Source organism: Baekduia sp. Peel2402, assembly GCF_052567285.1.
The window spans coordinates 687,070-707,541 of record NZ_CP199582.1 but is presented as its reverse complement, the minus strand read 5'-3'; the positions used below and the strand labels follow the sequence as shown (position 1 = coordinate 707,541).

Below are 20,472 nucleotides of genomic sequence, written 5' to 3'. Positions count from 1 at the left end.
ACTATCTGCGGCCATGGCCGTCGGATCGCGTCGACAGCGCGAGCTCGCCGCGCGCCGGCGCGCGCGACGCACCGGCGCGGTCGGCTTCCTGGTCGCGGCCGCGCTGCCGATCCTGCTCTGGCGCGACGTGATCGCCGGCATCGCGTCGGAGTTCCGCCTCGACGTGCGCTATCTCATCACCGGCTGGTCGCCGTGGGTGCTGATGGCGCTCGGCCTGGTCTGCCTGCTCGTCGCCGCCGTCCAGGACTGGCGCAACCGCAGCCGTCGCTTCTACGGTCCGACCGGCGCGGCGTGGGTCGGCTGGGGCGTGTCGCTGTACCTGCTCGGCTTCGCGCTGGCCACGCAAGTTGCCCAGATAGCCGAGTCCGTCGGCCGCTCGTAGACTCCCGCGCGATGTCGCGCTTCGCCGAACCGCAGGACCCGGCCTTCCGGGAGATGAACACGTCGCTGGGCTTTGACCAGCGACTCTGGCCCCACGACGTCGCGCAGTCGCGCGCGCACGCGAAGATGCTCGCGGCCCAGGGGATCATCGGCCACGAGGACCGCGACGCGATCCTCTCCGGCCTGGACGCCATCGAGGCCGAGCTGCGCGCGGGGACGTTCCCGTTCGAGGCCAACGACGAGGACATCCACATGGCCGTGGAGCGGCGCCTGACGGAGATCGCGGGGCGCAGCGGCGGCAAGGTGCACACGGCACGGTCGCGCAACGACCAGGTCGTCACGGACGTCGCGATGTTCACGCGGGCGGCGGCGCGCTCGGCCCAAGAGCAGCTGAGCGTGTTCATGGCGACGGTGGTCGAGGCCGCCGAGCGCCACCTCGACTGGGCGCTGCCCGGCTACACCCACCTCCAGCGCGCGCAGCCGGTCTACCTCTCACATCACCTGCTTGCCTACTTCTGGATGGCGGCGCGCGACCGCGAGCGCTTCGCGGCCGTCGAGCGTGCGTGCGGCGTGATGCCGCTCGGCGCGGGCGCGCTGGCGGGCGTGAACTTCGACACCGACCGCGGCTTCGTCGCGCGCGAGCTCGGCTTCGACAGCGTCTCGCCCAACTCGATCGACGCGGTCTCCAACCGCGACTTCATCCTGGACTACCTCAGCGCGGCCGCGACCTGTGCGACGCACCTGTCGCGCCTGGGCGCTGAGATCGTGCTGTGGTCCTCCAGCGAGTTCGGGTTCTTGATCCTGCCGGACGCGTGGTCGAGCGGCTCCTCGATCATGCCCCAGAAGAAGAACCCGGACGCCGGCGAGCTGCTGCGCGGCAAGGCGCCGCGGGTCGTCGCGCACCTGACCGCGTTGCACGGCGTCATCCACGCCTTGCCGTTGACCTACAACAAGGATCTCCAGGAGGACAAGGAGCACTTGTTCGACTCCGTCGACACGCTCCGGCTCTGCCTGGCCGCGGCGACCGGGATGGTCGCGGGCGCGCGCTTTGACCGCGAGCGGATGAGCGACGCGGCCAGCGACGAGCTGATCGCCGCGACCGATCTCGCCGACCTGCTGGTCAAGCAGGGCACGCCGTTTCGCGAGTCACACGGCGTGATCGCCGGGCTGGTGCGCGAGGCGGTCGAGGGCGGCAAGTCTTTGGCCGACGTCGCGGTGCCCAAGCTGGGGGAGGAGGCACGCGCGGTGCTGTCGCAGTCCTCGTGGCTTGAGTCCAAGGCGTCAGAGGGCGGCACGGCGCTGGCGCGCGTGCGCGAGCAGCTCACGGCCGCCCGCGCGTTGTTGGGGTAGTGGCGCTCCCGCCGTCCTTCTACGATCGCCCCGTCGTCGAGGTCGCCCAAGACCTCGTCGGCTGCATCGTCGAGCACGACGGCTGCGCGGGCGTCATCGTCGAGACCGAGGCCTACCACCACTCCGAGCCGGCCTGCCACGCCTACGTCGGGCTGACCGCGCGCACGAGCGTCCTCTTCAGCGATCCCGGCAAGGCCTACGTCTACCGCTCCTACGGCATCCACGCCCTGCTGAACGCCGTCTGCGAGCACCGCGAGGTCGGCGCTGCGGTCCTGATCCGGGCCATCGAGCCGACCGAGGGCATCGAGCGCATGCGTGGCCGCCGCAACGTCGCCAAGGACATCGACCTCTGCAACGGCCCGGGCAAGCTCACCCAGGCCCTCGGCATCGACCTCGAGCTCAACGACACCAACTTGTACGAGGGCCCGATCCTGCTCCATCCTCGCGAGGCGCCGGCACCCACGATCATCGCCGGCCCCCGCATCGGGATCACCAAGGCGGTGGACTTGCCCTGGCGCTTCAGCGCCGCCGGCAGCCGTCATGTGAGCAAGCCTTGGCCACCGGAGCTGAAGGCGACGCTCCCCGCGCTGCCGCGCCGCGCCTAGCCCGCGCCGGTGCCGCCGGTCGGGGCGCCGGTCCCGCCGGTGTCGCCACCGGTCGTGCCGCCACCGCCCGTCCCGCCGTCGCCGCCGGTCTGGCCGGTGCCGGACGTGCCGTTCCCGGTTCCCGTCCCGCTCGTCCCGTTGCCCGTACCCGACGTGCCGTTGCCGGTGCCCGTCGAGCCCGTGCCGCCGCCCGTCGTCCCGTTTCCGGTCCCCGTCCCGCCGCCGGTCCCGGTCGACGGCGTCGTCGTCTTCGGGGTGGTCTGCACCGGCGCCGGGTCGGTGCCGTCGGTCCCGCCGGTCTCGCCGCCGGTCGTGCCGGCGCCCTCGGGCGCTGCGCCTTCGCGCGGCGCGGTGGAGGGCGCGACCTGCGTGGTCGCGGGGACCGACGTGGTCTCCTCCAGCGGCGGCAGGCCCTTCTTCTTGCGCTCGGCGTTGTTGCGGTCGTCGACGATCTTGTTCGCCGCGACCACGAAGTCGTGCCAGATCATCGCCGGGAACGTGCCGCCGGTCACCGCGCTGCCCTGGAACTCGCTCAACATCGGCTTCAACGTCGTCGGGTAGCCGACCCAGACTGCGATCGTCCACCGCGGCGTGAACCCGACGAACCAGGCGTCGCCGGAGTTCTCGGTCGTGCCGGTCTTGCCCGCCGCGAACCCACCGTACTGCGCGCGCGTCGCGGTTCCGAACTTCACCGGCCCGGTCATCAGCTGCGTGGCCTCGGAGGCGAGCTTCTCCGACAACACGCGCTTGCCGATCACCTTGTTCTTCTTGACGACGTCCTTGTCCTTGCTGCGCTTGGTGATCTCGTGGATGCCGACCGGCCCGGCGTCGCTGGTGCCCAGCGAGCCGGTGATCCGCTTGCCGCCGGACGCGAACGTCTCGTAGGCGTGGGCCATGTCCAGGGGCGTCACGCCCTGGCGCAGGCCGCCGAGCGTCATCGCCAGGTTGGAGGACACGGGCGTCCGGATCCCCATGCGCTCGGCGAGCTTGGCGACCTTCTTGGTCCCGACCTTGATGCCCAGCGCGGCGAAGACCGCGTTGTCGGAGAACGTCAGCGCGTTGGCGATCGTCGACTGCCCGGCGTACTCGTTCTCGAAGTTGTTGACGACGAACTGTTCCTTGGACCCCTTGCTGACGGTGAAGAACCGTTTGCGCGACGGGAAGACCGTTCCAGGCCCGATGCCCTGGCGCAGCGCCTCGGCCAAGATGAAGGGCTTGATCGAGGATCCCGGCTGGCGCTGGCCCTGGGTGGCCAGGTTGAAGGGCATCTTCTCGTAGTCGCGCCCGCCGACCATCGCGCGGACCTCGCCCGTGTTGTTGTCCAACACGACAACTGAGGCGGTCGGCCCCTCGGCCCACGACAAGTACTTGTTGACCGCGGTGGTCGCGGCGTTCTGCAGGTCGAGGTCGAGCGTCGTCTTGACGTTCAAGTCGCCCTCGAACGCGCGCTGCGGGCCGACCTGGTCGACCAGCGACTGGCGCACCCACGAGACGAAGTACTCGGTGCCCTTGGGGCTGTCGAAGTGCGGGGGCGTGATGTCAGCAAAGAGCTGCTCGTGGATCGCGTCGGCGTAGACGGCCGGCGTGATCCGGTTCTGGTCGAGCATCTTCTTCAACACCAGGTTGCGCCGGGCCATCGCGGCGGCCGGGTGCGCGACCGGGTCATAGCCACTCGGCGACGCGATGATCGCCGCCAGCAGCGCGCCCTCGGCGGGCGTCAACTGCTCGGCGCACATGGGGTGCTTGGGCTGTCCACAGTCCTTGTGATTGGGGTCGGCGCTGAAGTAGGTGCGCGCAGCCGCCTCGATCCCGTAAGCGCCGTTGCCGAAGTACACCGTGTTGAGGTACTCGGTGAGGATCCGCTCCTTGGACCACTTGCGCGTCAAGTGATAGGCCATCGCGGCCTCGCGGAGCTTCTCGAAGACGGTCCGTCGCGTCTGGGCCTGTAGGGCGTTCTTGACGAACTGCTGGGCGATGGTCGACCCGCCCTGGGCCTGGCGGCCCTGCACGACGTCCTGGACGAACGCGCGCCCGATACCGCGCAGGTCGACGCCGGAGTTCTGGTAGAAGCGCTCGTCCTCGACGGCGATCACCGCGTACTTGGCGTAGGAGGAGATCTGCGGGTCGGAGACGATGATCCGGCCCTGGTTTGAGGTCAGCGTCGTCAGGCGCCGGCCGCGGATGTCGGTCAGCACCGAGTTCTTGCGCTTGGCGACCTGCGGGAGTTGCTCCAGCGACGGCAGGTCAGACGCGACCGCCATCATCATCCCGAAGATCGTGGAGATCACCGCCAGCGCGGCGAGCGGGACCAGGATCGCCAGGAGCCGCAGCTTCTTGATCTTGGTCTTGCGCTTCGGCTCTGCCGCAGGCGGCAGGTCGGGCACGGGTGCGAGATGCGTTCCGGTCGGGTCGCTCATGGCGGCGTTGACGCCTGCGGGTTCAGGTGCAGGCGAGAAGGGGGCGCGGCGAGGCGGCAGACGCCCGCGCTCGGGGTTTGAACTCTAGCATTGGGTCTCCATGGCTCCCGCCGACGACCTGCTCCGAAACGCCCATCAGTCGCTCCCGGACGGAGGGTTGGCGCGCAAGCTTTCGCTGGCCGCTGACGAAGGCCGGCAGCTGCGCGTGAAGCTCGGGTTGGACCCGACGGCGCCGGACATCCACTTGGGCCACACGGTCGTCCTACAGAAGCTGCGCGAGTTCCAGGATCTGGGGCATCGGGTGGTCCTGATCGTCGGCGACTACACCGCGCGCGTGGGGGACCCGTCGGGACGATCGTCGACGCGGCCGGTGCTGTCGGGCGAAGACATCGACCGCAACGCCGAGACCTACCAGCAGCAGGCGTTCACGATCCTGCGCGACGATCCGGAGCTGCTGGAAGTCCGCCGCAACGGCGAGTGGCTGAACATGCCCGCCGCCGATCTCTTCGCGCTCGCGCGCGTGGCGACGGTGGCTCAGATCCTCGAGCGCGACGACTTCGCCAAGCGCTTCGCCGCCCAGCAGCCGATCTCGGTGCTGGAGACCATGTACCCCCTGCTGCAGGGCTACGACAGCGTGGCGATACGGTCCGACGTCGAGCTCGGCGGGACCGACCAGACCTTCAACCTGCTGCTGGGCCGCGACGTCCAGCGCGCCTACGGGCAGCCGGAGCAGGTGATCCTCACGATGCCGATCCTGCCCGGGGTCGACGGCGTGGAGAAGATGTCCAAGTCGCTGGGCAACCACATCGGGGTGACCGAGTCACCCGACGAGCAGTTCGGCAAGACCATGCGGTTGCCCGACGCGGCGATGGACACGTGGTTCGAGCTGCTCTCGATCCCGGATGTGCCGGAGGACACCTCTCCACGCGATCGCAAGCGCGCGCTCGCGCGAGGCGTCGTGGCTCGGTTCTACGGAGATGACGCGGCGACGGCCGCCGAGCAGCGCTTTGAGGCGGTCTTCGTCACGCACGCGGTCCCGGATGACGTGGAGTCGTTCGCCTTCGAGCCGGGCGATGGCGGCGCCGTCCACCTGCCCGCGCTGATCGCCTCCGCCTTTGGCCGTTCGCGCTCCGACGCGCGGCGACTCTTGGAGCAGGGCGGTGTGAAGCTCGACGGCGAAGTCGTGCCGGCGTCGTCGATCGACCTGCCGCCAGCAGAGCTCGACGGCCGCGTTCTGCAGGTCGGCAAGCGCCACTTCCGGCGCCTGGTCACCGACGCGGCGTAGGCCGCGCGCGCCGCCCGCGTCGGCGGGATCCCTTGTCGTTGCGGGGTGCGCGGCGACGCGACAGGTTCGAACCGTGCTTCTTGACCGGATGGTCACCGTTGCGGGCGTCCCGTAGGGCACCATCGAGTCGCTCAGAACTGGACCAGTTGGCGGTTGCATCGAGCGGTTGGGCGCGGATAGCCTTGCGGCACAAGGGTTCCGACGTCTGATCGGACCCTGCCAGGGCGTCCGCGTGACGACCGGGCGACGCGCGGCTCGGAACTGTGCGTATACTTCCGCTCAGCGGGGCAGGGAAGTCCGGTCTGACCGGCCGCCCGACACCGCCGTCGAGAGGTGCTAAACTTCTCGACCCGCTCCAAGAGCCTCGGCTCTGGGGAGCGTCCTTTCGAAGGTATCCCCTTCCCGACAGGGCGCGACGGTCTTTGAAAACTCAACAGCATGCGCACCTTTCGACCCAGCCGGGTCGATGGTGTGCGTCCAGGTTCGACCCCTCGGGTCGGTCCCGTACTTCGGTGCGGTCGATCGCGAGGGTCTGAGAAACAAATTCCGTCATACCTTGGCCTGAGCCGTGTATTGCTCGGGCCACATGAGGCATGACAGCTCTTCGTAACCGGCGCGCCTTCGGGTGTGTCGGATGAAGTTCACTTCACGGAGAGTTTGATCCTGGCTCAGGACGAACGCTGGCGGCGTGCTTAACACATGCAAGTGGAGCGACGAACCGAGGCTTGCCTCGGGGCAAAGCCGCGAACGGGTGAGTAACACGTGGGTAATCTGCCCTGATGATTGGGACAACCCCGGGAAACCGGGGCTAATACCAAATGTGCTCTTTCCACATCAGTGGATCGAGGAAAGGAGGCTTCGGCTTCCGCATCGGGATGAGCCCGCGGCCCATTAGCTTGTTGGTGGGGTAACGGCCTACCAAGGCTCCGATGGGTAGCTGGTCTGAGAGGACGATCAGCCACACTGGGACTGAGACACGGCCCAGACTCCTACGGGAGGCAGCAGTGGGGAATCTTGCGCAATGCGCGAAAGCGTGACGCAGCAACGCCGCGTGAGGGAAGACGGCCTTCGGGTTGTAAACCTCTTTCAGTTGGGACGAAGCCACGGCGGTTAATACCCGTCTGTGGTGACGGTACCTTCAGAAGAAGCCCCGGCTAACTACGTGCCAGCAGCCGCGGTAATACGTAGGGGGCAAGCGTTGTCCGGAATCATTGGGCGTAAAGCGCGTGTAGGCGGCTTGGTAAGTCCGCTCTGAAAGCCCGGGGCTCAACCCCGGGAGGCGGGTGGATACTGTCAAGCTCGAGTCCGGAAGAGGCGAGTGGAATTCCTGGTGTAGCGGTGAAATGCGCAGATATCAGGAGGAACACCAATGGCGAAGGCAGCTCGCTGGGACGTGACTGACGCTGAGACGCGAAAGCGTGGGGAGCAAACAGGATTAGATACCCTGGTAGTCCACGCCGTAAACGATGGGCACTAGGTGTGGGAGGTGTCGACTCCTCCCGTGCCGAAGCTAACGCATTAAGTGCCCCGCCTGGGGAGTACGGCCGCAAGGCTAAAACTCAAAGGAATTGACGGGGGCCCGCACAAGCAGCGGAGCATGTGGTTTAATTCGACGCAACGCGAAGAACCTTACCTGGGCTTGACATGTGCCTGACCGCCGTGGAAACACGGTTTCTCTTCGGAGCAGGTTCACAGGTGGTGCATGGCTGTCGTCAGCTCGTGTCGTGAGATGTTGGGTTAAGTCCCGCAACGAGCGCAACCCCCGTCGCATGTTGCCAGCATTTAGTTGGGGACTCATGCGAGACTGCCGGTGACAAACCGGAGGAAGGTGGGGATGACGTCAAGTCATCATGCCCCTTATGTTCAGGGCTACACACGTGCTACATTGGCGCATACAGAGGGCTGCGATACCGCGAGGTGGAGCGAATCCCTCAAAGTGCGTCTCGGTTCGGATTGCAGGCTGAAACCCGCCTGCATGAAGGTGGAGTTGCTAGTAATCGCGGATCAGCATTGCCGCGGTGAATACGTTCCCGGGCCTTGTACACACCGCCCGTCACACCACGGGAGTGAGCAACACCCGAAGCCGGTGGCCTAACCCGCAAGGGAGGGAGCCGTCGAAGGTGGGGCTCGTGACTGGGGTGAAGTCGTAACAAGGTAGCCGTAGCGGAAGCTGCGGCTGGATCACCTCCTTTCTAGGGAGTCCCTTGATGGGACCCCCATGGCACGGCGTCGTCGCCGGCCTTCTGCCTAGCACTTCGGTGCTTCGTAGAGGGAAACGATGCGGCGACCTCCGACCATGGGGCCTAGTACGTCGACCGAACCTGGCCGGGCCAGCCGGAGATCCTCAATGGGGTCTCCCACCACGCCTTCGCGTGGTGCCACACATCGTGGAGCTCGAGCCCGTGCATGCTGTTGAGTTTTGAGAGACCGCGCTCAGCGAGGAATCCCCTCGTGCGCACCTCTCGGCGGCCCTTGAAAACTGCACAGCAGCCACATGCCCGACCGGATCCAACGCTGGTCGGGCTGATCCCTCCCCTCATCTTCGATGAGCCAGGGGAGGGACGGGTAATTCACCGAGTCGGGATCTCTATGCAGGTCCCGTCTCAGAATGACGATCACCGTCAAGATAGTAAGGGCACATGGTGGATGCCTTGGCACCTAGAGCCGATGAAGGACGTGAACGACTGCGATAAGCCACGGTGAGGCGTTGAATAGCCTTTGACCCGTGGATTTCCGAATGGGGAAACCCGGCGCCGGTAATGCGGCGTCACCGCCTGATGAACACATAGTCAGGTGGGAGGCAAGCGGGGGAAGTGAAACATCTCAGTACCCCGAGGAAAGTAAATCAACCGAGACTCCCTGAGTAGTGGCGAGCGAAAAGGGATCAGCCCAAACCATGTACGTGTAAGCAGCTACGCGTTGCGTATATGGCGTTGTAGGGCGCTAGTTCCAGGCCGTAGCTGGCCTGGCAGCAGTTACAAAATCATGTGGTAGTCGAACGACGTGGAAACGTCGACCAAAGAGGGCAACCGTCCCGTAGACGAAACTGCATGATCTGCTGTCTAGCGTTCCTGAGTAGGACCGCACCCGTGAAACGCGGTCTGAATCTGGGGGGACCACCCTCCAAGGCTAAGTACTCCTAGGTGACCGATAGCGGACTAGTACCGTGAGGGAAAGGTGAAAAGTACCCCGGAAGGGGAGTGAAATAGTACCTGAAACCGCGTGCCTACAAGCGGTGGGAGCAGACTTGTTCTGTGACCGCGTGCTTTTTGCATAACGAGCCGGCGAGTTACTCGTCTGCGGCAAGGTTAAGCGATGAGCGGAGCCGAAGCGAAAGCGAGTCCGAACAGGGCGATTTGAGTCGTAGGCGGTAGACCCGAAACTGAGCGAGCTACCCATGGGCAGGTTGAAGCGGGGGTAAGACCTCGTGGAGGACCGAACCGACCTAGGTTGAAAACTGGGCGGATGACCTGTGGGTCGGAGTGAAAGGCTAATCAAGCTCAGTGATATCTGGTTCTCTCCGAAATATATTTAGGTATAGCCTCGGATAAATTGCGTTGTGGCCGTAGAGCACTGTTTTCCCTAGGGGGCCTACCAGCTTACCGAAGGAAGGCAAACTCCGAAGACCATTACGTGTACTCCGGGAGTCAGTTGCTGGGGGATAAACTTCAGCGTCAAAAGGGAAACAGCCCAGACCGCCAGCTAAGGTCCCTAAGTGCTAGCTAAGTGGGAAACGATGTCCGAATGCATAGACAACCAGGAGGTTGGCTTAGAGGCAGCCACCCTTGAAAGAGTGCGTAACAGCTCACTGGTCAAGTGTTCGGGCGCGGATAATGTAACGGGGCTCAAGCTAGTCACCGAAGCTGCGGGTGCACACTTAGGTGTGCGCGGTAGGAGAGCGTTCCCAGGCGAGTGAAGCGGCGGCGGAAGCCAGCCGTGGACGCCTGGGAAGTGAGAATGCCGGCATGAGTAACGAAAGAGGGGTGAGAATCCCCTCCACCGATTGCCCAAGGTTTCCTGAGCAACGTTCGTCGGCTCAGGGTTAGTCAGGACCTAAGGCGAGGCCGAAAGGCGTAGTCGATGGCCAACAGGTTGATATTCCTGTACCACGTCGAGATCGTTTGACCGATGGGGGGACGAGGAAGGCTATGGGATCCCAGGCGATGGTTGCCCTGGGGTAAGCGTGTAGGTTGGGACCTAGGCAAATCCGGGTCCCTTTAAGCCGAGGCGCGATGCCAGCTGGCCCAAGGGCCGGCGAGTCCCGGACGCCATGCCTCCAAGAAAAGCCTCTAGGGAGAACTCGCGTGCCTGTACCAAAACCGACACAGGTGGGCAAGTAGAGAATACTAAGGTGATCGAGATAACCCTCGCTAAGGAACTCGGCAAAATTGCCCCGTAACTTCGGGAGAAGGGGCGCCCCAGTAGGGTGAAGGCACTTGCTGCCGGAGCCCGAGGGGGCCGCAGTGAATAGGCGCAAGCGACTGTTTACCAAAAACACAGGTCTCTGCTAAGTCGTAAGACGACGTATAGGGGCTGACGCCTGCCCGGTGCCGGAAGGTTACGTGGAGTTGTTAGGGTTCGCCCGAAGCAGCGAAGCTAAGCCCCGGTAAACGGCGGCCGTAACTATAACGGTCCTAAGGTAGCGAAATTCCTTGTCGGGTAAGTTCCGACCTGCACGAATGGCGTAACGACTTGCGCGCTGTCTCAGCGAGGGGCTCGGTGAAATTGCAGTCTCGGTGAAGATGCCGAGTACCCGCGGCTAGACGGAAAGACCCCGTGAACCTTTACTACAACTTGGTATTGGCGTTCGGTGCATCTCGCTCAGGATAGGTGGGAGGCTTTGAAGCACTGGCTGCGGCTGGTGTGGAGCCAACCTTGAGATACCACCCTTGATGTATTGGACGTCTAACTTCGCGCCCTGAATCGGGGCGGAGAACAGTGCCAGGCGGGTAGTTTGACTGGGGCGGTCGCCTCCCAAAATGTAACGGAGGCGCACAAAGGTTCCCTCAGCACGGTCGGAAATCGTGCGTAGAGTGCAAAGGCAGCAAGGGAGCTTGACTGTGAGACAGACATGTCGAGCAGGTGCGAAAGCAGGTCTTAGTGATCCGGCGGTAGCAAGTGGAAGTGCCGTCGCTCAACGGATAAAAGGTACTCCGGGGATAACAGGCTTATCGGGCCCAAGAGTCCACATCGACGGCCCGGTTTGGCACCTCGATGTCGGCTCGTCGCATCCTGGGGCTGAAGTAGGTCCCAAGGGTTGGGCTGTTCGCCCATTAAAGCGGTACGCGAGCTGGGTTCAGAACGTCGTGAGACAGTTCGGTCCCTATCTGCCGTGGGCGTTGGAGAGTTGAGAGGATTTGCCCCTAGTACGAGAGGACCGGGGTGAACGCACCTCTGGTGTATCTGTTGTCCTGCCAAGGGCATAGCAGGTTAGCTACGTGCGGATTGGATAACCGCTGAAGGCATCTAAGCGGGAAGCCAGCCTCAAGATGAGCTCTCCCATCCCCTTGAGGGAGTAAGAGCCCTGGTAGACCACCAGGTTGATAGGCCAGATCTGGAAGTGCGGTAACGCGCGAAGGAGACTGGTACTAATGGCTCGAGGGCTTGACGGTTTTTATTTACAAGTTGTCGTCTTGAATTACCCATGTGGTGGGCTGTGCGGTTTTGAGGGGCCGCCGGGATCTCTCGTAGATTTCCGGTGGCTTTGGCGAGAGGGAAACACCTCTTCCCATTCCGAACAGAGAAGTTAAGCCTCTCAGCGCCGATGGTACTTGGCTCGCAAGGGCCCGGGAGAGTAGGACGCCGCCGGTTTAATGTCAGACGAGCCGCCTTCGGGCGGCTCGTCGCATTTAACGCCTCGGGGCGTGGCCTGGGGTGAACCAACGTCGCTGGTCGGCCGTCAATCCGTGACGCTCGTCTCCTCTCTTCGCGTCGCGCTTTGCCACGGCGCTGTTGACGCGTCTTGTTGGTGTCGCTGTCTCGTGCAACGCGAGTCCTGTGGCATCGATCCCGCGCTTGACGCTGCGTTCGGAGCACGAGGTCACGGATTGCCGACCTCCCTCGGCCCGGCATCCGGCCCAGCGTTACTCCTCCAGGCGCCGCTTGCCCCACCGCTCGCTCGCCCTCTCCGCCGCTCGACGCCGAGCGCTCTGCTTCTCCGGGGGGCGCTCGCTTCGCGGCTCATCTGCTCAGTTCGCCGCTCGATCGCCGAGTTCGCCGCTTGACCGCCAAGGTTCCGTCGATCGATCGTCAGCGTCGCCGCTTCGCTTGCCGAGCTAGCGGCTCCGTTCGTCAACCTCGCCGCTCGATCGCCGAACTCGCCGCTCGTTCGCTCAACAATCCGATCACTGAGCTCGCCACTTTCGCTGGACTTGCGGCTTGTTTTGCCGAACCTCTGCTCTGCTCGCGACTCCGCGCCTTACGATCTGCGGCGCGCTGCCGGTCGCTCGCCGGCGCTCGCCGCTTGCTCTCTGTCGCTCGGCTCTCGTTCGTCCTTCGCTGGCGGTGTCCGTCGAGGGCCTCGATAGCTTGAGGTGATGCGTCTTCCGAGCCGGTTTGATCCGGAGGTGTCGTTGGCGATCGAGCAGGCGGCGATGAGGGCTTGGCCGGCGGAAGAGGTGGAAGAGGTCGAGGGGTGGGTGCTGCGTAGGACGGAGGGGGTTGGGCGGCGCCGGTCGAACTCGATGTTGCCACCTGTGGAGGCTGGGGTGGCGGTGCGGACGATGGAGATTGCGTTCGCGACGGCTGAGGAGCTGGGGTTTCCGTTGACGGTGCAGGTCTCGCCGGCGGAGATGCATCTGGCGCTGGATGAGGCGCTCGAGGATCGAGGGCTCTCGGTCGGTGGATCGACGCTGGTGTTGGCGGGTGCGCTTTCTGTGCGTGTGCCGGCCTTGGCGGTGGAGCTCGGCCGCGTCGATGGCGCGTGGGTTGAGGCGTGGGCGGCGGTTGCGGGTGAGGTGGGCGCTGAGGAGACGGCGGCAAAGGTGCTCTCACAGCTGGGCGAGACCGCGCGGTTCGCGGTCGTTCGGGAGGCTGGGGAGCCGGTGGCGGTTGCGGTCGGCGTGGTGGATGGCGCGTGGCTTGGCGTGTTCTCGTTGACGGTGGCGCCGCAGGCGCTGCGCCGTGGGATCGCGTCGGCGATCATGGATGCGCTCGAGCGGTGGGCGGCGGAGCAAGGGGCGTCCGGTGTCTACCTGCAGGTTGAGACCGACAACGCGCCGGCGTTGGCGCTCTACGCGCGACGCGGGATGGCTGTCGCTCACTCCTACCACTACCGCGCTTAGTGACACAGACTTAGTGTGACCCCGAGATTCGGTGAAAGCGGTCGCGTTCCGTGGACCGCCGACGCCGGGACGCCCTCTGGGGCGCCGACCGCGGTCCTGGTCCAGCCGGATGGCACGACGATGGACTTCGGCACCGACATCAAGGGCTGCCTGACCTACTCCGGCCCGGTCGCGTGGTCGCTGTCGTCGGAAGAGACCAAGGCCCTTCCGTTCTGCCGGATCGACTCGCCGGCGCCGGCGCCTCCGGCGCGTCACGCATCGAAGAAGGCGTCACACCACCGCGCCAAGAAGGGCGCGGGCCGGATCCGCCACCGCTAGGAGACCGACGGCCGCCGCGGTCCGTCACCGGTCCGCGGCGGCGGCCGTCACGCTTCCGGCGCTGCGATCTTCGCGATTTGGATGAGGTTGCCGCAGGTGTCGTCGAGCACCGCGGTGGTCACTGGGCCCATCGCGGTCGGCGGCTGGGTGAAGCGGACGCCGAGGGCGATGAGGCGCGCGTGCTCGGCTTCGACGTCGTCGACGGCGAAAGAGGTGAAGGGGATGCCGTCCTCGTGCAGCGCGGCCTTGAACGTGCGCGCGGCGGGGTGGGCGTCGGGTTCGAGGAGGAGCTCGACGCCGTCAGGCTGCTCGGGCGACACGACCGTCAGCCAGCGGTGCTCGCCCAGCGGGACCTCGGCGCGCTTCTCGAAGCCCAGCACCTCGGTATAGAACCGCAGCGCCTTGTCCTGGTCGTCCACCAGGACGCTCGTCACGTTGATCCTCACAGCTGCTCCGTCTCGGGGTCGGGCAGCCAGCGTCCAAGACGGCGCCGGCTGCAAGGTCGTGGAACTCTAAGCGGCCATGCCGGAAGGCATGATCCAGAACGCGCCGCGGGCCGCCTATTGGCGGCCCGCTCGCTGTTTGCCCATCGTCTCCCGGGTGCGCCCACGGCCTCCCAGCTGGGGCGCATGACACGTTATGCCTGAGGAATCACCGCACGCTGGTCGTCGCCCGACGCCGCGGGCGGGAAGCCACTGGCGTCGTGCAGGAGTGCGCTCGCGAAGGCACCCCGCCGGGACGGCCCGCGCGTAAGGGTGCGCGGAGCGGACGGCGGTGAGGATGGGCCTCCGCGAGGTCGTCGGCGTGGTAGCGCGGCGGCAGCTCATCTGCGAGCGTGGCGAAGGCGACGACCAGGTCGACGGCACGCCGGACGGTCTCGCGCCAAGAGCGCTGGACCGGCCGGGGATCTGCGGTGGGGGAGAACATGTGTTCGGCAAGCTAATCACGGCGTCGGACGGAATGGGGCAGAACACGTGTTCGTATCGACGCAGGCGGCAGATTTGGCTTTGGAATGCGGAATTTGCGGCCGAATCCTGCAAGGGAAATTGCGCGGGTGGACAGCGGCGCGCCGCTACGGACGGGGTCGAGCCGCCCTCAGAGTCGGCGGCAAGGCCGAGCGCAAGAGCCCATCGGTAGGGTCGCCCGCGTGGTCCACCTCCGCATCGTCGCGCCTGAAGGGATGTGCCGGGAGGTCCTCGGCGTCCTGGAGCGGGTCGACTCGGTCATCAACGTCGTGCACCTGCCGGGGGCGGCACGCAAGCCGGTGGGGGACGTGGTGCTCGCGGACGTCGCCAAGGAGGACGCGAGCGTGGTGCTCGCCGACCTCAAGCGGCTCGGGGTCGACCGGACCGGGTCGATCTCGGTCGAGCACATCGACACGCAGATCTCGGATGCGGCGGACGAGGCGGAGCGGCTCGCCGAGGGCGCGCCCGGCGACGCCGTCATCTGGGAGGACGTCGTCAACCGCACCTCGGAGGAGAGCACCCTCTCCGGCACCTTCATCGCGTTCTTCCTGCTGGCGATGCTCATCACCGCGGTCGGGATCCTGCTCGACAGCCCGATCCTCGTCGTCGGCGGCATGGTCGTCGGGCCGGAGTTCGGGCCGATCGCCGCCACCTGCGTTGCGCTGATCCAAAAGCGCGGCGACCTGGCGGTGCGGTCGGTCGCGGCGCTCGCCGTCGGCTTCCCGCTCGGGATCACCGTCACGGTCCTCGTCGTGCTGCTGCTAAAGGCCACCAACATCACGCCGGACGAGTTCTCCTCCGACGACCACGGCCTCTCCAACTCCATCGCCAATCCAGACTTCCTGGCGTTCTTCGTGGCCTTCTGCGCCGGCATCGCCGGGATGCTCAGCCTAACCACCGCCAAGTCAGGGGCCTTGATCGGCGTTCTGGTCAGCGTCACGACCATCCCGGCCGCCGCGAACATCGCGGTCGCCTTCGTCTACGGCGACTGGGAGTCCTGGCGCGGCTCACAGGAGCAGCTGCTGCTCAACATCGCCGGGATCCACCTCGCGGGCGTGCTGACGCTGGGCGTCCAGCGCGCGTTCTACACGCGGCGCACCCGCCGTTACCGCGCGCGCAACAGCGGCGGCGGCGCCGCGGCCTAGACCGTCGAGCCCAACGAAGACCAGACCTCGATCTTCGTCTTCACGCGCTCGACGACCGCGTCGGTGAACTCCGTCGTCCCCGCCGAGCCGCCGAGGTCGTGGGTCTTGACCCCGGAGGCGACGGCCTCCAGCACGGACTCGTAGATGGCGCGCGACGCCCGGTCGGCGCCGGCGGGCGCGTCGTCGCGGTCGGCGGCGTAGGCCAGCACCGCGCCGCACGCCAACAGCATGGCCATCGGGTTGGCGATGTCCTTGCCTTGCAACGCGGGCGCCGTGCCGTGCGGCGCCTCGGCCATCGCGACCGTCGTCTTGAAGTTCTCGTCGAACGCCAGCAGCACGCTCTCCGCGCCCGCGATCGAGCCGAACATCGGCATCACGAGGTCGCTGAGGCAATCGCCATCGCGGTTCAGCGCCGGGATCACCAACGGCGAGTCCGCCGCGCCGGAGATCAACCCTGCGTACGTCGCGTCGATCAGCACTGGCTCGTACCAGACGTCCGGATGGCGCTCGGCGGCCCGGTCCATCTCCTCCTTCAACATCCCCTCGTAGATGGGGGAGACGGTCCACTTCGGTCCGCCGTACACCTTGCCCGACGTCTTCTTCGCCGTCCGGAACGCGTACTCGGCCACCGCCGTGCACACCGAGCGCGAGATCTTCTCGGTCCGGTAGGCGATCTCGTCCGGCGAGTCCTCCGCGCCCTCGCGCCACTGCTTGGCGCCGTAGGCGTCGTCGACCGCCATGCGGACCACGGAGATCGGCAGGTACACGCCCGCGACCGGGTTGACGCCCGGGATGCGCCGGCCGGTCCGGATGATCACCTTGCCGTCGACGCCCTCGCGGACGATCCGGTTCGGCGAGCCGACGTCGTCCTTGCCCTCGGGCGTGATCGTCGCGGCCTTGATCCCGAGCCCGGACGCGCGCATCGCGGCGGCCGACTCCTCGACCACGCCGTTGCCCGTCTCCCGGCGCTTGGCGAGCGAGAGGTCGAAGCGATCCAAAGCGATCGGCAGCCCGGCGACCTCGGGGTCGAGCACGCGCAGCGCCTGCTCCAGGAGCTCCTGCCCGGTCTCGTCGCCCTCGAGGATGGTGATCGTCAGCGGTTCGGTGGCCACGCCTTCAAAGTAGCCCCTGCGTCGGTCCGACGGCCGCCCGGCTACTCTCCACGTCAGCGATGGCCGAGCACTGCACCTGGTGTGGCACCGCGGTCCCGGAGGACGACGGCTTCCGCGTGGCCGAGCCCGAGGAGCAGCGCAAGGCCGTCTTCTGCCGTCTGGAGCACGTCGTGCCGTGGATCATCCAGGGTCCGGCGTGGCAGACGGGTGCGATCGTCCCCAACGGCGAGCCCGACGATGCCCTCGGCCGCTGCGCGCTGTGCGGCGACCCGCTCGGGGTCGAGCGGATCCTGGTCGTCCGCCACCGCGGTCACCACCGGATCGGCGACGCGTTCTGCCGTCTAGAGCACCTCGAGGACTGGGCCAAAGGCGGCGGCCGCTACAAGGCCGCTTCCTGAACGACCGGCGCGCCGCTCAGCGTCCTCCACCGCAGCGCGGCCAGCAGCGCCGCGACCGACGCGGCGCCCGCCGCGGCCAGACATCCGAGTTGCCACGACCCGGACTCCACCAGCACGCCCGCGACCCAGTTGCCGACCGCGATCCCCGCGACCAGCGACATCGTCGGCCAGGTGTAGGCCTCGGTCTCAGCACCTTCTGGCGCGACGTCACCGGCGATCTGGTTGCCCGCGGTCAGCGTCGGCGCGATGCAGACCCCGGCCAGTAGCGCGAGCCCCGCCATCACCGGGATCGACGGCGCCAGCGCCAGCGGCAGGTACCCGATCGGCAGCAGCGCGGCCAGTCGCGCGTAGCGCCGCGCGGCCGGATCCGACCACGACCGCGCTCCGTAGGCCAGGCCGCCGATCGCGCTCCCGAACGACCACACGGCGACCAGGACGCCCGCCAGCGGGCGGTGCCCCTCGTGCTCGCTGAACGCCGGCAGCGTCACCTCCATCGCGCCGAAGCAGAAGCCCATCGGCGCGGTCGTCAGGATCAGCGTCCGGATCCCGGCCGAGCGCAGCGCCCCGAGCGCGCCGTGCGACCCGGCGTGCGCGCTGATCACCCACGCGCGCACGGGCGGCTGGACCAAGAACCCGCACAACCCGCCGAGCAGCAGCAGCGGCGACAGGATCAGCGGCGCCGCCGGATCGATCAGCACCGCCAGCGCCGCGGTCAGCAGCGGGCCGGTCACGAAGATCAGCTCGATCATCACGCCCTCCAGCGCCAGCGCGGTCGCCAGCAGCCCGGGCTCCTCACGAGCGAGGATGCGCGGCCACATCGCGCGCGAGATCGACCCCAGCGGCGGGATGAACGCCCCCGCCGCGACGGCCAACGCGAACAGCGCGCCGACCGGGACGTCCGACAGGCCGCACGCGACCAGCGCCCACAGCGCGATGGCGTGGACGATCGAGAACGGGACGACGACCCGCGCCAGGCCACGGCGGTCGATCAGCCGTCCGATCAGCGGCGACGTCAGGCCGACCGCCAACCCGAATCCCGCCGCGACCGCGCCCGCCGACGCGTAAGACCCGGTGTGTTCGCGGCAGAACAGGACGATCGCCAGCCCGTTGATGCCGATGGGGAGCCGCGCCGGCAGCTCGGCCAGCAGCAACGCGCGGGCGTGCGGCACGCGCAGGACGCGCGCGTAACGCTCTCGGGCGCCGTTCACGACGCGCGGGCCTCGGGTCCCAGCCTCAGGCGGCGGCGTCCGGCTCGGCCGCGGCGGCCTTGCCGTGCAGCTCGAGCTCGTCCGCGCGCGCCTCGAGCGCCGCGATCACGGTCCGGATGTGCTCGTCGAAGTCCACGCCGAGCTCCTCAGCACCCTCGCGAACCTCGTCGCGGTTGACGGCCGCCGCGAACGCCGGCGTCTTAAGCTTCTTCTTCACCGACTTGGGCGTCATCCCGTGGATGCCCTCGGGACGCACGTACGCGCAGGCGACGATGAACCCAGACAGCTCGTCGACGGCGTACAAGGTCTTCGCCATCGGGGTCTCGCGCGCCACGCCCAAGAACGGCGCGTGGCCGGCGATCGCGTCGACGATCTCGGGGTCGAGGTCGCGCTCCTTCAGCGCCCGCAGGATCGTCCGCGGGTGGCCGTTCTCGGCATCGTCGAGATCCGGGAAGCGCTCGTAGTCGGCGTCGTGCAGCAGGCCGGCCACGGCCCACCGCTCCTCGTCCTCGCCGTGCTGCCGGGCATAGGCGACCATGGACGCCTCGACGGCCAGGCAGTGCTTGCGCAAAGACGGCGATTCGACCCACTCGGCGAGGAGGTCCCAGGCCTCCTCCCGCGAAAGCTGCGAGGACATGGCTGTTACCCTAGCCCAGCGCCCCGCGACCGCCGATTCCGGCCGATCCGGGCGCTTTGACCGTATGGAGAAGTTCGTCATCGACGGCGGTGTGCCGCTCTCCGGGACCGTGATCCCGGCCGGCAACAAGAACGCTGCCCTGCCCTGCCTCGCCGCCTCCGCGCTCACCGCGGAGGAAGTCGTCGTGCGCAACATCCCGCGCATCCGCGACGTCCAGGCGATGCTCGACCTGCTCGAGGACCTCGGCGCCACCGTGGAGTGGCGCGGGGAGCACGAGGTCGCGATCTGCGCGGCGGGGATCACCTCCGAGTCGCGCGTGGATCCGCGCATCTCGTCGAAGATCCGCGCGTCGTTCCTGCTGGCGGGCCCGCTGCTCGCGCGCTTCGGCCGCGCCGACATGCCGCCGCCCGGCGGCGACGTCATCGGCCGCCGCCGCCTCGATCCGCACCTGGACGCGTTCAAGGCGTTGGGCGCTCGCATCGAGCGCCACGACCACACCATGTTGGAGCTCGCCGGCACGCTGCGCGCGGGCGAGATCTTCATGGACGAGCCGTCGGTCATGGGCACCGAGAACGCCCTGATGGCGGCCGCGCTGACGCCGGGCGAGACCCAGATCTTCAACGCGGCCTCCGAGCCGCACGTCGTCGACCTCGCGCGCATGCTCGTGAAGATGGGCGCGGACATCCGCGGCATCGGCTCCAACGTCATGCACGTGACGGGCAAGGGCGAGCTCGGCGGCACCTCGCACGACATCGGTCCCGATCACATCGAGATCGGCTCGTTCATGGCCATGGCCGGGATGACCGGCGGCGAGATGCGGATCAAGGACACCGAGCCCGACGACCTGCGGATGATCCGCCTCGTCTTCCGCCGGATCGGCCTGGAGACGCAGTTGGACGGCGCCGACGTGATCGTGCCGGGCGGCCAGAAGCTGGTCGTCGAGCGTGACATGGGCGAGCACACGTCCAAGGTCCAGGACGGGCCGTGGCCAGCGTTCCCGGCCGACCTGACCTCGATCGCGGTCGCGCTGGCGACCCAGAGCGACGGTGAGGTCATGGTCCACGAGTGGATGTTCGAGTCGCGCTTGTTCTTCTGCGACAAGCTAATCGCGATGGGTGCCAACATCTTCATCGCGGACCCGCATCGCGCGCTGATCCACGGGCCGCGGCAGCTGCGCGCGGCGCGCGTGGAGTCGCCGGACATCCGCGCGGGCATGGCGGTGCTGCTGGCGGCGTTGACGGCCGAGGGCCGGACCGAGATCGGCAACATCCGCCAGATCGACCGCGGCTATGAGCGGATCGACGAGCGTTTGCGCGAGCTGGGCGCGTCGATCGAGCGCGTGGCGGAGCAGCCGGCGCTCGCCTAGCG

Annotated in this window: 14 protein-coding genes and 3 rRNA genes; 12 read left to right on the top strand and 5 right to left on the bottom strand. The window is 67.1% G+C overall.

Going from position 1 to position 20,472, the window contains the following annotated elements:
* Window positions 1–13 precede the first annotated feature (13 nt).
* The 3 genes from ACT01A_RS03460 to ACT01A_RS03450 are packed head-to-tail and all read left to right on the top strand — an operon-like array spanning window position 14 to window position 2,336.
* Window positions 14–382, top strand: coding sequence for a hypothetical protein (locus ACT01A_RS03460; RefSeq protein WP_445150849.1), 369 nt, complete (start codon window positions 14–16; stop codon window positions 380–382).
* An 11-nt stretch (window positions 383–393) separates the two neighbouring features.
* Window positions 394–1,731, top strand: a complete 1,338-nt coding sequence (gene argH, locus ACT01A_RS03455) for an argininosuccinate lyase (RefSeq protein ID WP_445150848.1) — start codon at window positions 394–396, stop codon at window positions 1,729–1,731.
* Window positions 1,731–2,336, top strand: coding sequence for a DNA-3-methyladenine glycosylase (locus ACT01A_RS03450; protein ID WP_445150847.1), 606 nt, complete (start codon window positions 1,731–1,733; stop codon window positions 2,334–2,336). Before argH ends, ACT01A_RS03450 begins: the two co-directional genes overlap by 1 nt.
* Here the strand turns inward: ACT01A_RS03450 and ACT01A_RS03445 are convergent.
* On the bottom strand, window positions 2,333–4,753 hold the full coding sequence (locus tag ACT01A_RS03445; RefSeq protein ID WP_445150846.1) for a transglycosylase domain-containing protein: 2,421 nt from the start codon (window positions 4,751–4,753) through the stop codon (window positions 2,333–2,335). The two genes, ACT01A_RS03450 and ACT01A_RS03445, sit on opposite strands and share 4 nt — an antisense overlap.
* Before the next feature lie 100 nt (window positions 4,754–4,853).
* On the opposite strand from ACT01A_RS03445, the gene tyrS reads away from it, so the two are divergent.
* The 6 genes from tyrS to ACT01A_RS03415 all read left to right on the top strand — a co-directional run bounded on the left by tyrS (window position 4,854) and on the right by ACT01A_RS03415 (window position 13,639).
* Window positions 4,854–6,038 (top strand): tyrosine--tRNA ligase, encoded by a 1,185-nt coding sequence (gene tyrS, locus ACT01A_RS03440; protein ID WP_445150845.1) that lies wholly within the window; start codon window positions 4,854–4,856, stop codon window positions 6,036–6,038.
* A 645-nt stretch (window positions 6,039–6,683) separates the two neighbouring features.
* A 16S ribosomal RNA gene (locus ACT01A_RS03435) occupies window positions 6,684–8,230 on the top strand.
* A gap of 427 nt (window positions 8,231–8,657) precedes the next feature.
* Window positions 8,658–11,650: ribosomal RNA gene (locus tag ACT01A_RS03430) — 23S ribosomal RNA — on the top strand.
* 82 nt (window positions 11,651–11,732) lie between these two features.
* Window positions 11,733–11,849, top strand: a 5S ribosomal RNA gene (gene rrf / locus ACT01A_RS03425).
* The 16S, 23S and 5S rRNA genes sit together here, the layout of an rRNA operon.
* Before the next feature lie 725 nt (window positions 11,850–12,574).
* Window positions 12,575–13,321: a GNAT family N-acetyltransferase gene (locus ACT01A_RS03420; protein WP_445150844.1), complete on the top strand. Its 747-nt coding sequence runs from the start codon at window positions 12,575–12,577 to the stop codon at window positions 13,319–13,321.
* 15 nt (window positions 13,322–13,336) lie between these two features.
* A complete protein-coding gene (locus ACT01A_RS03415; protein WP_445150843.1) occupies window positions 13,337–13,639 on the top strand; it encodes a hypothetical protein in 303 nt (100 codons plus the stop codon).
* 47 nt (window positions 13,640–13,686) lie between these two features.
* On the opposite strand, the gene ACT01A_RS03410 is transcribed toward ACT01A_RS03415, so the two are convergent.
* The gene (locus ACT01A_RS03410) at window positions 13,687–14,085 is read right to left on the bottom strand and encodes a VOC family protein (RefSeq protein ID WP_445150842.1); all 399 of its coding nucleotides are present in this window, start codon (window positions 14,083–14,085) and stop codon (window positions 13,687–13,689) included.
* Between the two features lie 701 nt (window positions 14,086–14,786).
* Here ACT01A_RS03410 and ACT01A_RS03405 point away from each other — a divergent pair.
* A complete protein-coding gene (locus tag ACT01A_RS03405; RefSeq protein WP_445150841.1) occupies window positions 14,787–15,749 on the top strand; it encodes a DUF389 domain-containing protein in 963 nt (320 codons plus the stop codon).
* Here ACT01A_RS03405 and ACT01A_RS03400 read toward each other — a convergent pair.
* Entirely contained in the window at window positions 15,746–16,861 is a 1,116-nt protein-coding gene (locus tag ACT01A_RS03400; RefSeq protein ID WP_445150840.1) for an isocitrate/isopropylmalate family dehydrogenase, read from the bottom strand. The two genes, ACT01A_RS03405 and ACT01A_RS03400, sit on opposite strands and share 4 nt — an antisense overlap.
* A gap of 59 nt (window positions 16,862–16,920) precedes the next feature.
* Here ACT01A_RS03400 and ACT01A_RS03395 point away from each other — a divergent pair, with 59 nt between their 5' ends.
* Window positions 16,921–17,259 (top strand): hypothetical protein, encoded by a 339-nt coding sequence (locus ACT01A_RS03395; protein ID WP_445150839.1) that lies wholly within the window; start codon window positions 16,921–16,923, stop codon window positions 17,257–17,259.
* On the opposite strand, the gene ACT01A_RS03390 is transcribed toward ACT01A_RS03395, so the two are convergent.
* The gene (locus ACT01A_RS03390; protein ID WP_445150838.1) at window positions 17,241–18,467 is read right to left on the bottom strand and encodes an MFS transporter; all 1,227 of its coding nucleotides are present in this window, start codon (window positions 18,465–18,467) and stop codon (window positions 17,241–17,243) included. The genes ACT01A_RS03395 and ACT01A_RS03390 overlap by 19 nt on opposite strands.
* A gap of 25 nt (window positions 18,468–18,492) precedes the next feature.
* Window positions 18,493–19,104 carry an HD domain-containing protein gene (locus tag ACT01A_RS03385; RefSeq protein WP_445150837.1) on the bottom strand — a complete coding sequence of 204 codons (612 nt, stop codon included), beginning with the start codon at window positions 19,102–19,104 and terminating at the stop codon, window positions 18,493–18,495.
* Window positions 19,105–19,168: 64 nt separating this feature from the next.
* On the opposite strand from ACT01A_RS03385, the gene murA reads away from it, so the two are divergent.
* Window positions 19,169–20,470: a UDP-N-acetylglucosamine 1-carboxyvinyltransferase gene (gene murA, locus ACT01A_RS03380; protein WP_445152790.1), complete on the top strand. Its 1,302-nt coding sequence runs from the start codon at window positions 19,169–19,171 to the stop codon at window positions 20,468–20,470.
* Window positions 20,471–20,472 lie beyond the last annotated feature (2 nt).